We start from the raw sequence: 14,100 nt of genomic DNA on the forward strand, positions 1-14,100 counted from the left end.
GGTTCGTCGCCTTACCCGGCGGCGCCGAACTCCTGCCGAGCGGTAAAGGGCGTATGGGCGCGGGTCTGCTACGCTCAAACCGGGGCCTTGCCCCCGCGCGCCGCTTTTCTCCCTCCTCGGCGCCCGTTCCAGCGCTGCTTCCCTTTCTTCTGCGAGTTCTGTGAGGTCTCCCCGTGTCTGCCCCCAAATCCGCCCCGCCCGCCGCTCCTGACCCGCGCCAGGCCCGGCGCCGCCGGGTCGCCCGGACCGCCGCCGACGCCGAACGGGGCGGGGACACCGCGCGGACCATGAGCACGGTGGCGAATCCGGACAGCCCCTTTCTCAACCGCGAGCTGTCGTGGCTGGCCTTTAACGAGCGGGTACTGGCCGAGGCGCGCGACGGGCGCAATCCGCCGCTGGAACGGTTGAAGTACGCGGCGATCTGCGGCAGCAACCTCGACGAGTTCTTCATGGTCCGGGTGGCGGGCATTCACCGCCAGATCGCGGCGGGCGTGCAGGCGACGAGTCCCGATGGCCTGCGCCCCGGCGAGGCGCTGGGGCTGGTGCGCGAGCGGACCCACCGGATGCTGCGCCAGATCGAGCAGGCGGCCCGCCGGACCCTCAAGGACCTGGCGGCCCAGGGGGTGCGGCTGGTGCGGGTGGCCGACCTGGGCAAGCGCGCCCGCGCGGCGCTGCGCGAGCACTACCTCACCGAGATCCAGCCGGTGCTGACGCCGCTGGTGGTGGACCCCAGCCATCCCTTTCCGTACCTCAGCAACCTCAGCCTCAACCTGGCCGTGTTGCTGGACGCGGGCGAGGACGAGGCCCCCGACTTCGCGCGGGTCAAGGTGCCGGTGGGCGTGTTGCCGCGCGTGGTGCCGGTGGGCGGGGCGCTGCTGCTGCTCGAAGACGTGATCGCCGCGCATCTGGACGACCTGTTCAAGGGCCGCCACGTGATCGCGGCGCACACCTTCCGGGTGACCCGCAACACCGACTACGAGTTCGAGGAGGACGAGGCCGAGGACCTGCTCGCCACCATCGAGGACGGGTTGCGGCGGAGGCGCTTCGGGTCGGCGGTGCGGCTGGAGGTGACCGAGGAGATGCCGGGGAAGCTCGTCACCTTCCTGCAAGAGCGGCTGCGGCTGGCGCCCGAGGACATCTTCCGGCTGGGGGGACCGCTGGGCACCGCCAACCTGATGTCGCTGCCGGTGGACCGCCCCGACCTCGCCTTTCCGGCCTTTGTGCCTGCCGTGGCCGACCTCGACGACGAGGGAGAAGGCGCCATGTTCGGCACCCTGCGCCGGGGCGACGTGCTGCTGCACCACCCCTACGACGGGTTTCACGGCGTGCTGAACTTTCTGGAGGAGGCGGCCGCCGACCCGCAGGTGCTGGCGATCAAGCAGACGCTCTACCGCACCGGCGACGATCCCCGCCTGCTGGGCGCCCTGCGCACCGCCGCCGAGAACGGCAAGCAGGTCGTGGCTTTGATCGAACTCAAGGCCCGCTTCGACGAGCAGCGCAATATCTCCTGGGCGCGCGAGCTGGAGCGCGCCGGAGCGCACGTCGTGTATGGCGTGGCGGGCCTCAAGACCCACGGCAAGGTCACGCTGGTCGTGCGGCGCGAGCCGGGGGGCCTGCGGCGCTACGTGCATATCGGCACCGGGAACTACAACCCCAAGACCGCCCGGCTCTACACCGACCTGAGCCTGCTCACCGCCGATGCGGAACTGGGCGCCGACGTGTCCGAGCTGTTCAACCACCTCACCGGGTACGCCGAGGCCCGTTATGCCCGGCTGCTGGTGGCCCCCGACACCGCCCGCCCCGGTTTCGTGGAGCTGATCGACCGCGAGATCGCGCACGCGCAGGCCGGGCAGGACGCCTGGGTGCGGGTCAAGGTCAATTCGCTCACCGATCCCGGCATGATCGAGGCCCTCTACCGCGCCTCACGCGGGGGCGTACGCGTCGAGCTGATTATCCGGGGCGTGTGCTGCCTGCGCCCCGGTGTGCCCGGCCTCTCCGAGACGGTCCGGGTCCGCAGCCTGCTGGGGCGTTATCTGGAACATGCCCGCATCTACGCCTTCGGGGGCGGGGGGCAGCCCCAGGTCTACTTCGGAAGCGCCGACTGGATGAGCCGCAACCTCGACCGCCGCGTCGAGGTGGTCGCCCCGGTGCTTGGCGGGCACCACCGCGACCATTTCCTGCGCATCCTCGACACCGAGTGGGCCGACGAGCGCGGCGCCTGGGACCTGGACGTGGACGGCGTCTACGAGAAGCGGGTGGGCGACTTCAGCGCCCAGCAGGCCTTCGCCGACGCGCGCCACCCGGGCTAGCGGGGGAGGAGCAAGACCAAAATAAGGGGATGCGGCGCTTGGCCTGCATCCCCAGGTTGTTGAGGTGGTGGAAAGCTTACTTGCCCTGCTGGGTGGGCTGAACGGGCTGCTTGGCAATACCGTAGTCGTTCGCGCCCCCGCCAGCCTGCGCCACCGAGATGCCGAAAACCGCCACGATCGCCAAAAGCTTCACGATTTTTTTCAGGGGCATGGCGGTATTGTAACCATAAAGATGACTCTAGATGCGGAGCGGCTCTCAGACCTTCAGGCGCACTTCAATGCCGGGCGCTACGACGCAGTGATTGCCTACCTCACCGACTTCCCTCCCGTGACCCCTGAGGGGTGGCGGCTGTTGGGGATGTCACTTCTGTGGGGAGGCCGATTTTCTGAGGCTGAGATGCCCTTGATGCGTGCCAGTGAGCAGGGAGACGCTGAAGCCCGGGTCGAATACGGCAACCTCCTGCGTCTTCAGGGCCGTTTCCCCGAGGCCATCCGGCATTTCGAGGCCGTCACTCCGGGCCTGACGGGAGAACTCGCCCTCCGGGCGTTGCGCTGGTGGGGAACCGCCGAGTTTCAGGCAGGTCAGATGGCCGAGGGGCTGGAGCGCTGTGAGCGGGCCTGGCGCGGCTATATGGCGCTGGGCGACGACGAGCGCATCGGCCGCGTGACCCAGACGGTCGCGCAGATGCTGGTCCAGACCGGGGAATTGACCCGCGCTCAGCACCTCTATCAGGAAGCCTTGCGCCTGCTGCCCAGTGACCGCACCCCCATCGCCCGCCTCTCGGCGCTGACCGGGCTGGCAAACGTGCAGGTGCTGACGGGCGATTTCCGGGGCGCTCAGGCCACCATCGCGCAGGCGCGGGAAGCCCTGGACCAGACCGACGCGCTGACGCCGCGCGCCTACCTGCTGACCGTCGAGGCGGCATTGCACCACCTGACCGGAGACCACGCGGCCCACCTGCGGACCCTGGAGGAACTGCGCGCCATCGTGGAAACCACGCGCGATTTCGAGCTGCTGATCTGGACGGCAACCCGCTTTGCCGACCTCCACAGCCGTCAGGGCCAGCATGGGCGGGCACTGGAGGTGCTGCTGGACCTGGCCCCCGACGCCACGCACCCGGCTGTGACCCAGGCGCGCGGGATTCTGCTGGGGCGGCGCCAGCATCACGCTCAGGCGGCTGAACACCTGAGCCGGGCGCTGGAGGCCCCGGGGTTGGGCGAGGGCCAGCGGGTGCGGGCGCTGCTGTACCTGGCCGAGGCGCAGTCGCGGCTGGGGGAGGACGCGGCGAGCCTGCACACCTTCCGCGCGGCGCTGACGGCGCTGGTGAGCGCCCGCGACCGGATTCTGTACCGCCCCGACCTTCAGGAACTCACCCCCCTGGTGCAGCGCGCCCTGCTTGACCCGGACCTCGCGCCCGATATGCAGCTGGTGCTGGACAAGCTCAGCGTGCCCGGCAGCGAGGCGCCGCAGGGGGCGTCTTCCCTGCACCTGCGCGTCCACACGCTGGGCCGCGCCGAGCTGGAACGGGACGGCGAGCCGGTCGCGCTCAGCCTGGAGGGCGCGGTGCTGACGCTGGTGTACCTCGCGCTGCATCCGGGCCGCACCCGCCGCGAACTGGAAGCGACCCTCTACCCCGACCGCGATCCCAAGACCGCCGGGGACTACTTCCGGGCCGTGTTCCGTGAGCTGCGGGTGCGGCTGGGGGCCGAGGTGCTGGAGATGCAGGGCAGCCCCAAGCAGCCGCGTTACCGCCTGGGACCGGACGTGCATGTCCATCTGGACGTGACCGAGCTGCGCGCCGCGCTGGCGGCAGGGGACCTGGCCCGCGCCCTCTCGCTGTACCGGGGACCCTTCCTGCCGGGGCTGCGGATGGAGAGCGAGTGGGCCGACGAGCTGCGTGAGGAACTGCGCCTGCTGCTCACCATGGAGGTCCGCGAGCGCCTGACCCGCGCCCGCGAGGAAGGCGACCTGCGCCGCGCCCTGCTCCTCGCCAACGAGTTCCTGCGCATCGATCCCTACGACCTCGGGGTGCTGGAGGCGCGGGTCGAGATCGCCCGTCAGGTCGCGCCGCCGCAGGAACTCGCCCGCTACGTGGTCGAACTCCACCGGATGCAGCCGTGACGCCGCGCGCTTCCGCCCATGCCGCCCCCTGACCGTCCCTTTCTGAACAGTCCGGACCCCAGCGGCGCGGCCCCGTCGGGCGAGGTGCCTGCCGCCCTCTTCGACCTCGCGGTCAACCGGGCGCACGCGGCGCTGCGGGGGTTGCGCCCCGGAGACCCGGCCCCCGCGCTGGCCGCCTGGCACGCCCGCACCCGCTTTGCCCGCCGGGTGCCTCTGGCCGCCGTGGCCGACGCCCTGGGCCGCCGACCGGATCACCCCGGCGAGTGGCACTGGGCTGGGGGACCGGGGGGAGGCTGGGTGGCGGGCAAGGCGCCCTTTCCGTAGGCGTCTGGCGCTGGTGGGTCAGCTGAGGCTGGGGCGGCTGCGCCCGCCTGCATATGCCACCCGCTCCAGGCGGCGCGCCAGCGTCTCTGCCGCCACCCGCACCGCCCGCGTGATCTCGCCCTGGGGCAGATAGGGGAGGGCCGGGCGGTCTCCAGGGACCGCGAGGGCGACTTCCGGGTTGGCGGGGACGTGCAGGAAGCCGCAGGGGACGTGGGCGCGGCCCGCGCGGGCGAGCGTGTGGAGCGCGTGGTACAGCACGTAGTTACACACGTACAGCCCCGCCGTGTTGCTGATGTCCCCCGGAATCCCGGCCTCCCGCCACGCGGCCAGCACCTCCCGCAGCGGCAGGGTGCTGAGGTAGGCGGCGGGCGCGGGCGCGTCCGGGCAGGCGGGCGCGTCCCGGTACGTCTGCCCGGCGTTGTCGGGGATGACAAAGTCCATCACGTTCAGGGCCACCCGTTCCAGCGTGACCTGGGGACGGCCCGCCGCGAGGCCGGTGAGCAGCACGGCGTCCGGGCGGTGGGTGCCCAGCAGCGCGCGCAGGGCTTCTCCCGCTGCGTACGGTTCCACCGGCAGCAGGGCCGACTGCACGCGCACGCCGCCGCCCTCCAGCCCGCCCAGCGCCAGACCGTCCAGACTCTGGGCCGCCTCGGCGCTGGGGTTGACGGGGTGGGTGTGAAACGGCTCGAAGCCGGTGAGCAGCAGCGTGGGCATGGCAGACAGGATAGGCGGCCCCGCGCTCTTTCTCGGCCGGGCGCGGCCGGTATGCTCGGACCCGTATGCCCGAACTGCCCGAGGTCGAGACCACGCGCCGCAAGATCGAGCCGCTGCTCGCGGGGCGCACCATCCTGGAGGTCACGCACGACGCGCCGCACCGCTACCGCGACACCCAGCTCGCGCACGGGCGGCGGGTCAACGGCCTATCCCGCCGGGGCAAGTACCTGATGCTGCACCTCGCGGCGGCGGACGCGGCCGGGGAAGACGGGCACGACCTCGAACTGATCGTGCATCTGGGCATGACCGGGGGCTTCCGGCTGGAGGAGGGGCCGCACACCCGCGTCACGCTGACCACCGATGCGGGCACCCTCTATTTCCATGACCCCCGGCGCTTTGGCAAGATGGCGGTGGTGCCGCGCGGCGTCTATACCGGGATGCCCACCCTGGTCGGGATGGGGCCGGAGCCGCTCTCGGACGAGTTCCGGGAAGAAGAGTTTGTCCGGTTGGCCGCGACGGCCGGAGCCGTCAAGCCCTGGCTGCTCTCGCAGAAGCCCGTGAGCGGCGTAGGCAACATCTATGCCGACGAGAGCCTGTGGCGGGCGCAGATTCATCCTGCCCAGAGTGCCCTGACTCCGGGGGAAGCGGGCCGCCTCTACCACGCGGTGCGCGACGTCATGCACGAGGCGGTGGAGGCGGGCGGCAGCTCGCTGGGTGACGGCCTGGGCAATTACCGCCAGCACGACGGCGAACCGGGGGCCTTCCAGGGCCGCCACGCCGTCTACGGGCAGACGGGGGAGCCTTGCCCCCGCTGCGGCACGGACATCCGCAAGATCGTGCTCGCGCAGCGCGGCACCCACTTCTGCCCGCAGTGTCAGCCCCTGCGAACGGAGGACCGCCCATGACCGACCTCACCGGCCTGCGCCTGTCGTACACCCGCGCCGAGCTGCGCCGCGCCGACCTGAACCCCGACCCCCTCGCCCAGTTTCAGGGCTGGCTCGACGAGGCCATCGGGGCGGGCCTGCGCGAACCCTACGCCCTGAGCCTCGCCACGGCGGACGCGGAGGGGCGGCCCTCGGTGCGGACCGTGCTGCTGCGCGGCGCCGAGGAGCGCGGCCTGACCTTCTACACCAACTACGACTCGCACAAGGGCCGCGACCTGGGCGTCAACCCCCGCGCCGAGGTGCTGTTCCACTGGCCCGAGCACGAGCGGCAGGTGCGCGCCTATGGCCCGGTCGAGCGCGTCCCCGAGGAGGAGAGCGCCGCCTACTTTCGCGCCCGGCCCCGCCAGAGCCAGCTCGCCGCGCACGCCAGCGACCCGCAGAGCGCGCCGATTCAGGACCGGGGGGTGCTGGAGGCGAAGTTCGCGGAGTTGCAGGCCCGCTACCCCGAGGGCACGCCGGTTCCCAAACCCGATTTCTGGGGCGGCTACCGGGTGCGGGTGCAGGAGTGGGAGTTCTGGCAGGGCCGCCGCAACCGCATGCACGACCGCTTCCGGTACGTCCGGGAAGGGGAGGGGGAGGGCTGGCGGATCGAGCGGCTGATGCCGTAGGGGGCGGCAGGTGCGGCAACTTCCTCCCGCCGGGCCGCGTACCTTGAAAGCAGGAGGACACGCTTGTCTATGGACGTTTATCTGCTGTGCCTGCTGGTGGGCGGCGGCCTGCTCGCCGCGTCGCTGCTGGGCGGGCACGACCACTCGCTGGCGGGTGACCACCCGGAGCCTGGCGACCTCGCCTCGTGGTTCTCGCTGCGGGCGCTGGTGAGCTTCGCGGCCTTTTTCGGGCTGGCAGGCGTGCTCGCCGGGCTGTTCGGGATCGGCGGCGTGGGGCGGCTGGTGGTCGCGCTGGTGACCGGAGGAGCGGTGGGCGCCTTCACGGCCTTCGCCTTCCGGCTGGCGCGGTCGCGGGGCGAGGTGGGCAGCGCGGCGGGGCGGCTGGCCGGGCGCACGGGCCGGGTGCTGGTGCCCCCCGCGCCGGGGCGGCCCGGCAAGGTCGCCGTGACGGTCGCCGGGCAGATCGAGCATGTGCTGGCCCGCAGCGACGACCCCCTGCGTGCCGGAGACGCCGTGATCGTGCTGGGCACCCGGGGCGGCGTGCTCGACGTGGGCGCCTGGGACGGGCGCGAGGCGTGATTCCCCTTTCCTGCCCTACCCCTTCAAGGAGGAACGCAACGTGGTGCTGACCGGAACCCTGATTACCGCTGGCCTGATCCTGCTGGGCATTCTGCTCGTGTTCGTGCTGATCCAGAACTTTTTGATCGTGGTGCCGCCCAACCGGGTGCTGGTGATCTCGGGTCGCAGCCGCCAGACCAGCGAGGGCGACACCATCGGCTACCGGGTGATCCGGGGCGGGCGGGCCTTTCGCATCCCGGTGCTGGAAAAGGTGTCGTGGATGGACCTCACGACCATTCCGCTCGACCTCAGCATCGAGAACGCCTACTCCAAGGGCGGCATTCCGCTCAAGATCCACGCGGTCGCCAACGTGAAGATCAACGCGCAGGAGCCGCAGCTCTCCAACGCCATCGAGAGATTTCTGGACGTGCCGCGCGAGAACCTCACCACCATCGTGCGCGACACGCTGGAGGGCAACCTGCGCGGGGTGGTGGCGACCCTGACGCCCGAGGAGATCAACGAGGACCGCCTGCGCTTTGCCGAGGCCCTGATCGAGGAGGCCGAGCACGACACCAACAACCTCGGGATCAAGCTCGACACGCTCAAGATTCAGAACGTGACCGACGTGGGCGGGTACCTCGATTCCATCGGGCGCCGCAAGACCGCCGAGGTCTTGAAGGAAGCCCGCATCGCGGAGGCCGAGCGCAACGCGGAGGCCACCCAGGCGGAAGCCCAGGCGGTGCAGCGCAGCCAGGTCGCCCAGGCGATCAGCCAGCAGGCGATCATCGAGGAGCAGAACAAGCTCGAAGTCCGGCGCACCGAACTCGGCGCGATCCAGCTCTCGCGCCAGAACGAGGCCGCCGTGCAGTCCGAGCTGGCGAAGGTCCGCGCGACCCAGAACTTCGAGCAGGAGCAGGCCGCGCTGGAAGCCGCCCTGCGCCAGCGCCGCGCCGAGGCCCAGCGGCAGGCGAGAATCATCGAGGCGCAGCAGAACGCCGAGGCCGCTGAGGTCGAGGCCCAGGCCAAGCAGCGCGCGACCATCGCCCAGACGACCGCCCAGCAGGCCATCTTGGAGCGCGAGAACGAGCTGAGAATCCGCAAGGCCGAGCTGGAGGCGATCTCGGCCGCCCGCGAGAACGAGGCCAAGGTCACCGCCGAGCAGGCCCGCGTGGTGGCCGAGCAGCAGCTCGAGCAGGAGCGCGTCCTCCTCAACCAGAAGCGCCTGGAAGCCGACGTGGTCGCCCCCGCCCGCGCGAAGAGGGAAGCCGAGCTGCTCGCCGCCCAGGCCGCCGCCGCCCCCATCGTGGAGGAGGGCCGCGCCCAGGCCCAGGCCGTCTCTCTGATGGTGGAAGCCTTCCGCAACGCCGGCCCGGAAGGCGAACGCGCCTACGTGCTGAACATGCTGCCCGGCATCGTCGAGCAGTTCGCGGCCAGCGTGCAGGGGATGCAGATCGACAAGCTCACCGTGATCGACTCCGGCAACGGGCAGGCCACCAGGAGCGCCATGCAGACCCTGCCCGCCAACATCATCGGCATGATCGAGCAGGTCGAGACCGCGACCGGCGTGAACCTGCTGAGCCTGCTGCAACAGCGCGTGCCGGGCGGCAACGGAGCCAGCGCCGTGCAGCCGCTGCCGACCAAGCCCACCAAGACCGACGCCTGAGTGCGGGAGACCAGCGGACGCCCCGGCTGCGGCGTCCGCTGGCCGTTTCCAGAGAAAGGGTCAGGTCGGCGAGAGGGATTGTGTACGATTCACCCGGCAGCGACCGGGTTTCGCTGACTTTGCCCCACCTTGTTTCCCTGGAGGACCCCATGAGCAACCTTTACACCGCCGAAGCGATCGCCACCGGAGGCCGCGCCGGAATCACCAAAAGCAGCGACGGCCGCCTCGACCTCGACCTCAGCGTGCCGCAGGAGATCGGCGGCGACGGCGGCCCCGGCACCAACCCCGAGCAGCTGTTCGCGGCCGGCTACGCCGCCTGCTTTCAGGGTGCCCTGGGCGTGGTCGCGCGGCGCCAGAAGATCGAGCTGAGTGACGAGAGCACCATCACCGCTCGCGTCGGCCTGCAAAAGAGCGGGCTGGCCTTCGCCCTCGACGTGGAGCTGGAAGGCCGCTTCCCCGGCCTCTCCCGCGAGCAGGGGGAAGCGCTGATGCACGCCGCGCACGAGGTCTGCCCCTACAGCGTCGCCACGCGCGGCAATGTGGACGTGCGCCTGAGCGTCGCGGAATAAGGCCCCCCTACCTCCCGGCGCGCCCTGGCCGAGGCTGGGGCGCGCTACTTTGACCGGGTGAGGTCGCTGCCGTGCGGGTCCTGATCGTCGTCGCCACTGCCGGGGAGGCCGCCCGGCTCACGGACCTGCCCGCCCGGGTGGTCGTCAGCGGGGTCGGCCCGGTCGCGGCCGCCCTCGCCACGGCCCGCGCCCTGGCCTCGGAACGCTTTGATCTCGCCGTCAGCGCGGGCATCGGCGGGGCGTATCCCGGCAGCGGGCTGCGTCCCGGCGACCTCGCCGTGTCGGGACGGATCGTGCAGGCGGACCTGGGTGCGCAGGACGGCGAGGGGTTTCTGGGGCTGGAGGCGCTGGGCCTGTCCATCCTGCCGGACGCTCCGCACGCCGGGGACTTCGGGGTCTGGTCGGACGCCGCCGCCCTCGCCGCGCGGGTGGGCGCCCGGTGCGGGCCGCTGCTCACGCTGAGCACCGTGACGGGCACCTCGGCGCAGGCGCAGGCCCTCGCTGCCCGTTTTCCCGGCGCGCTGACCGAGGGCATGGAGGGGGCGGGCGTCGCCCACGCGGCCCTGCTGGCGGGCGTCCCGGCGCTGGAGCTGCGCGGCGTGAGCAACCCGGTCGGCCCCCGCGACCGCGCAGGCTGGCGTATTCCTGAGGCCCTGGCGGCGACCCGGCGCGGGCTAGAGGGCCTGCTTGAGCTTTAGCGCAATGGACCCCTCACCCCACCCTCTCCCCCTGGAGAGGGCTTTTCCGACCCCTCTCCCTTGGGGAGACTCGCAGAGCTGCTTGCAGAGGGGCGCTGCCAAGCAGCGGGGTAAGGGGTCAGCGCTTCAGTTCTCCCGCAGCAGCCCCTGCACGGGCGAGGGCGGCGCCGGGAAGCTCACGCGGACGTTGGCAACCGTGCCGGGCGGCGTTCCCGGCTGCACGTTGATCCAGTGGCTCGCCAGCACGGGCGGATTGGGCTGCGGGTCGATGGCGCGCACCAGCACCCGCCCCTGCGCGGGCACGAAGAGGCACCAGCCCTGCGGCGCGGCCCCGAAGGCGCGCACCGGCAGGATGCTTTGCAGGGTCAGTTCGCCCTCGCTGGCCCAGTAGTCCACCAGCAAGGAGGCGTGCTCGCGCGTCAGGTCGTCCGGGTTCAGGTCAAGCTGCACCTCGACCGCGTCAGGCTGGCCGGGCACCAGGTTCAGCCAGCCGGGGACGACCTGGCGGCCACTCTGGGCGCTGCGAAACTGCTGGGGTTCGGGGGGAGTGGTCATGGGTGACAGGGTAGCCCGGCGCAGGCCCCGGCCTGTTCAGTCGGCCTGCTCAATCGGCAGAGCCGTGCAGCGTGCCCAGCAGCGCCCGCACCGCCACGAAGCCCACCAGGAAAAACAGCAGCGGCGTGAGGTTCACCTCGATCTCGGCGTCCTTTTCGGGGGTCAGGGCATTTTGCCTGCGGTACTTGATCATGCCTTCAGCGTACCTGCCCCGCCTGGGCACGGACCTTGCGGCTTGCTTGGGCCTTGCTGGTGGCCGATGGCGACGCCCGTCCCGCTGCGGCCCCAGGCGGCGCGTTATGTTGAGCTGACATTTCCAGGCTGAGCCTTCCCTCCTTCTCACGCCCGTTCCAGAGGACCCCTGCCATGACTGCTCCCGCGCCCGCCGCTCCCCCCGCCACCCTGCCCACCACCATGAAGGCCCTCAGCAAACTCGAAGCCCGCGAGGGCCTGTGGATGGTGGAGGCCCCCGTGCCCACCCCCGGCCCCAACGACCTGCTGATCCGGGTCAAGCACAGCAGCATCTGCGGCACCGACGTGCACATCTACAACTGGGACAGCTGGGCGCAAAAGACCATTCCGGTGCCGATGGTCGTCGGGCACGAGTACGTCGGCGTGGTCGCGGCGGTCGGCGCCGAGGTGCGCGGTTTCGCGGTCGGGGACCGGGTCAGCGGCGAGGGCCACGTGACCTGCGGGCACTGCCGCAACTGCCGCGCGGGCCGCCGCCACCTCTGCCGCAACACGCTGGGGGTCGGCGTCAACCGTCCCGGCTCCTTTGCCGAGTACCTCGTGCTGCCCGCCTTCAACGCCTTCAAGCTGCCCGACGACATCCCCGACGAGATCGCGGCGATCTTCGACCCCTTCGGCAACGCGGTGCACACGGCCCTGAGTTTCGACCTCGTGGGGGAGGACGTGCTGATTACCGGGGCGGGGCCTATCGGCGTGATGGCCGCCGCCGTCGCCCGGCACGTGGGCGCCCGCAACGTGGTCGTGACCGATGTGAACGACTACCGCCTGGGCCTCGCCCGGCAGATGGGGGCCACCCGCGCCGTCAACGTGGCGCGGGAAGACCTCTGGGCGGTCGCGCAATCGGAACTGGGCATGACCGAGGGCTTCGATGTCGGGATGGAGATGAGCGGCTCGGGCGCGGCCTTCGCGCAGATGGTGAGCGTGATGAATCACGGCGGCAAGGTCGCCATCCTGGGCATTCCCTCGGGCCGGGTGGACATCGATTGGAACGCCGTGATCTTCAAGATGCTGACCCTCAAGGGCATTTACGGCCGCGAGATGTTCGAGACCTGGTACAAGATGACGGCCCTGATCCAGTCGGGTCTTGACCTCACGCCGGTCCTGACCCACCGCTTTGCCATCGACGACTTCCAGCAGGGCTTTGGCGTGATGCTGAGCGGGCAGAGCGGCAAAGTGATTTTGGACTGGGAGAGTTGAGGGGCGGCTACGGCTTAGGCTTCGTCCATGCAACAGCAGAGGGTCACGGCCAGAATCCGCATCCTGACCGCGTTTCGTGATTTGGAGAAGGGTCTCGGGCGGCAGGCCTTCAGCTTGGCCGAGATCGCGGGCCGCGTCCCCGAAAATGCGCGTGGAACGGTCGGTAATCACCTCGCCTCCTTCATGGCGGACGGCAAAAGCCATGGCAAAGGGTATGGAGAGGTCGAGCGCGTCGGGCGAAGCCTCTACCAGCTCACCGCCAGAGGGCGCGGCGTCCAGCGCGACCTCGGTCTGCTGCTCTAAACCGGCGCCACCTGTCCAACCGCGCCCACGTTTCCTGAGTGTGGTCATGTTAACCTGGACGGTGGAGGTCGGGCCGCGCCCGGCAAAAACAAACCATGGATTATTACGAACTGCTGAGCGTCTCGCGCACCGCGAGCGCCGACGAGATCAAGAGTTCCTACCGCAAGCTGGCCCTCAAGTTCCACCCCGACCGCAACAAGGAAGCGGGCGCCGCCGAACAGTTCGCCAAGATCAACGAGGCGTATGCGGTGCTTTCCGACCCCGAGAAGCGCGCGCACTACGACCGCTTCGGCAGCGCGCCGGGGGCCGGGATGCCCGGCGGCGATCCCTTCGGCGGGATGGGCGGGGCGGGGTTCGACCCGATGGACATCTTCGAGCAGCTGTTCGGCGGGGCCGTGGGAGGCCGGGGCGGGCGGCGCGGTCCGGCACGCGGCGACGACCTGGAAACGGAAGCGCGCGTCACGCTGCTTCAGGCCCGCGCGGGCGAGGAGATCGAGGTCGAGGTGGACCGCCTGACGAGTTGCGAGCACTGCCACGGCAGCCGCACCGAACCCGGCGGCAAACCCCCCAAGACCTGCGCGACCTGCGGCGGCGCGGGCGCGGTGCGCGCTCAGGCCCGCACCATCTTCGGCGTGGTCGAGACGCAGCAGCCCTGCCCGACCTGCCGGGGCGAGGGCCAGACCATTCAGGACCCCTGCACCGTCTGCAAGGGCCGGGGCCGTACCCTCAAGGCCGAGACCGTGAAGGTCAAGCTCCCGCGCGGCATCGACGAGGGCTACCGCATCCGGGTGGCGGGCATGGGCCACGAGGGACCCGGCGGCCCCGGCGACCTGTACGTCCATATCGAGATGGAGCCGCACCCCGAGCTGCGGCGCGAGCAGGAGCACCTGATCCACACCGCCCAGATCGGGTTCGCCCAGGCGGTGCTGGGCAGCCAGATCACGGTGCCGACCCTCGACGGCCCGCAGGTGGTGGAGGTCAAGGCGGGGACCCAGCACGGCGACCTGCACCGCCTGCGCGGCCAGGGCCTGCCCCGCCTTCAGGGGTCGGGTATGGGCGACCTGATCGTGGAATACGAGATCGTGGTGCCCAAGCCTGCCCAGCTCAGCCCCGAGGCCCGCGAGGCCCTGCACGCCTACGCCCGCGCGGTGGGCGACGAGGTCAACGAGCACCGCGAGGGCCTGCTGGGCAAGGTCGGCAAGCTCTTCGGACGGGGCGACTGAGCGCGGCCCCCAGACCACGGGGGTACAGCGAGGCGGGAGAGGCGCGCGGCTTCTCCCGCCTCGC

16 protein-coding genes are annotated in these 14,100 nt (G+C 70.9%); 12 read left to right on the forward strand and 4 right to left on the reverse strand.

Annotated features, from left to right (window positions below; genetic code table 11):
- Nucleotides 1-287 precede the first annotated feature (287 nt).
- Nucleotides 288-2,309 (forward strand): polyphosphate kinase 1, encoded by a 2,022-nt coding sequence (ppk1, locus tag HNQ09_RS11780; protein ID WP_184029640.1) that lies wholly within the window; start codon nt 288-290, stop codon nt 2,307-2,309.
- A 76-nt stretch (nt 2,310-2,385) separates the two neighbouring features.
- Here the strand turns inward: ppk1 and HNQ09_RS19175 are convergent, their stop codons facing one another.
- On the reverse strand, nt 2,386-2,520 hold the full coding sequence (locus HNQ09_RS19175; RefSeq protein WP_281378319.1) for a hypothetical protein: 135 nt from the start codon (nt 2,518-2,520) through the stop codon (nt 2,386-2,388).
- Nucleotides 2,521-2,706: 186 nt separating this feature from the next.
- On the opposite strand from HNQ09_RS19175, the gene HNQ09_RS11785 reads away from it, so the two are divergent.
- Together HNQ09_RS11785 and HNQ09_RS11790 are read left to right on the forward strand one after the other, a co-directional pair.
- Nucleotides 2,707-4,431 carry an AfsR/SARP family transcriptional regulator gene (locus tag HNQ09_RS11785; protein WP_246363317.1) on the forward strand — a complete coding sequence of 575 codons (1,725 nt, stop codon included), beginning with the start codon at nt 2,707-2,709 and terminating at the stop codon, nt 4,429-4,431.
- Between the two features lie 18 nt (nt 4,432-4,449).
- The gene (locus tag HNQ09_RS11790; RefSeq protein ID WP_184029472.1) at nt 4,450-4,755 is read left to right on the forward strand and encodes a hypothetical protein; all 306 of its coding nucleotides are present in this window, start codon (nt 4,450-4,452) and stop codon (nt 4,753-4,755) included.
- An 18-nt stretch (nt 4,756-4,773) separates the two neighbouring features.
- Here HNQ09_RS11790 and HNQ09_RS11795 read toward each other — a convergent pair whose 3' ends face one another.
- Complete coding sequence (locus HNQ09_RS11795) at nt 4,774-5,469, reverse strand: pyroglutamyl-peptidase I (protein WP_184029474.1); 696 nt, start codon at nt 5,467-5,469, stop codon at nt 4,774-4,776.
- Between the two features lie 65 nt (nt 5,470-5,534).
- Here HNQ09_RS11795 and HNQ09_RS11800 point away from each other — a divergent pair, with 65 nt between their 5' ends.
- The 6 genes from HNQ09_RS11800 to mqnB all read left to right on the forward strand — a co-directional run bounded on the left by HNQ09_RS11800 (nt 5,535) and on the right by mqnB (nt 10,509).
- Entirely contained in the window at nt 5,535-6,374 is an 840-nt protein-coding gene (locus HNQ09_RS11800) for a DNA-formamidopyrimidine glycosylase (protein WP_184029476.1), read from the forward strand.
- Nucleotides 6,371-7,021, forward strand: a complete 651-nt coding sequence (gene pdxH / locus HNQ09_RS11805) for a pyridoxamine 5'-phosphate oxidase (RefSeq protein ID WP_184029480.1) — start codon at nt 6,371-6,373, stop codon at nt 7,019-7,021. Before HNQ09_RS11800 ends, pdxH begins: the two co-directional genes overlap by 4 nt.
- Before the next feature lie 69 nt (nt 7,022-7,090).
- A complete protein-coding gene (locus HNQ09_RS11810; protein WP_184029483.1) occupies nt 7,091-7,600 on the forward strand; it encodes an NfeD family protein in 510 nt (169 codons plus the stop codon).
- Nucleotides 7,601-7,640: 40 nt separating this feature from the next.
- Nucleotides 7,641-9,242: an SPFH domain-containing protein gene (locus tag HNQ09_RS11815; protein ID WP_184029486.1), complete on the forward strand. Its 1,602-nt coding sequence runs from the start codon at nt 7,641-7,643 to the stop codon at nt 9,240-9,242.
- Between the two features lie 149 nt (nt 9,243-9,391).
- Nucleotides 9,392-9,811, forward strand: coding sequence for an organic hydroperoxide resistance protein (locus HNQ09_RS11820; RefSeq protein ID WP_184029489.1), 420 nt, complete (start codon nt 9,392-9,394; stop codon nt 9,809-9,811).
- Between the two features lie 71 nt (nt 9,812-9,882).
- On the forward strand, nt 9,883-10,509 hold the full coding sequence (mqnB, locus tag HNQ09_RS11825; RefSeq protein WP_184029492.1) for a futalosine hydrolase: 627 nt from the start codon (nt 9,883-9,885) through the stop codon (nt 10,507-10,509).
- 126 nt (nt 10,510-10,635) lie between these two features.
- Here the strand turns inward: mqnB and HNQ09_RS11830 are convergent, their stop codons facing one another.
- Nucleotides 10,636-11,064, reverse strand: a complete 429-nt coding sequence (locus tag HNQ09_RS11830) for a uracil-DNA glycosylase (RefSeq protein WP_184029495.1) — start codon at nt 11,062-11,064, stop codon at nt 10,636-10,638.
- Nucleotides 11,065-11,113: 49 nt separating this feature from the next.
- The gene (locus HNQ09_RS11835) at nt 11,114-11,257 is read right to left on the reverse strand and encodes a hypothetical protein (RefSeq protein WP_184029497.1); all 144 of its coding nucleotides are present in this window, start codon (nt 11,255-11,257) and stop codon (nt 11,114-11,116) included.
- 221 nt (nt 11,258-11,478) lie between these two features.
- On the opposite strand from HNQ09_RS11835, the gene tdh reads away from it, so the two are divergent.
- The 3 genes from tdh (at nt 11,479) to dnaJ (ending at nt 14,036) form a co-directional block, all read left to right on the forward strand.
- Nucleotides 11,479-12,510 carry an L-threonine 3-dehydrogenase gene (gene tdh / locus HNQ09_RS11840; RefSeq protein ID WP_184029642.1) on the forward strand — a complete coding sequence of 344 codons (1,032 nt, stop codon included), beginning with the start codon at nt 11,479-11,481 and terminating at the stop codon, nt 12,508-12,510.
- Nucleotides 12,511-12,537: 27 nt separating this feature from the next.
- The gene (locus HNQ09_RS11845; protein WP_184029499.1) at nt 12,538-12,813 is read left to right on the forward strand and encodes a hypothetical protein; all 276 of its coding nucleotides are present in this window, start codon (nt 12,538-12,540) and stop codon (nt 12,811-12,813) included.
- A 95-nt stretch (nt 12,814-12,908) separates the two neighbouring features.
- Nucleotides 12,909-14,036: a molecular chaperone DnaJ gene (gene dnaJ / locus HNQ09_RS11850; protein WP_184029501.1), complete on the forward strand. Its 1,128-nt coding sequence runs from the start codon at nt 12,909-12,911 to the stop codon at nt 14,034-14,036.
- Nucleotides 14,037-14,100: the final 64 nt, after the last annotated feature.

It is taken from the genome of Deinococcus budaensis (assembly GCF_014201885.1).
GTDB classification, from domain to species: Bacteria; Deinococcota; Deinococci; order Deinococcales; family Deinococcaceae; genus Deinococcus; species Deinococcus budaensis.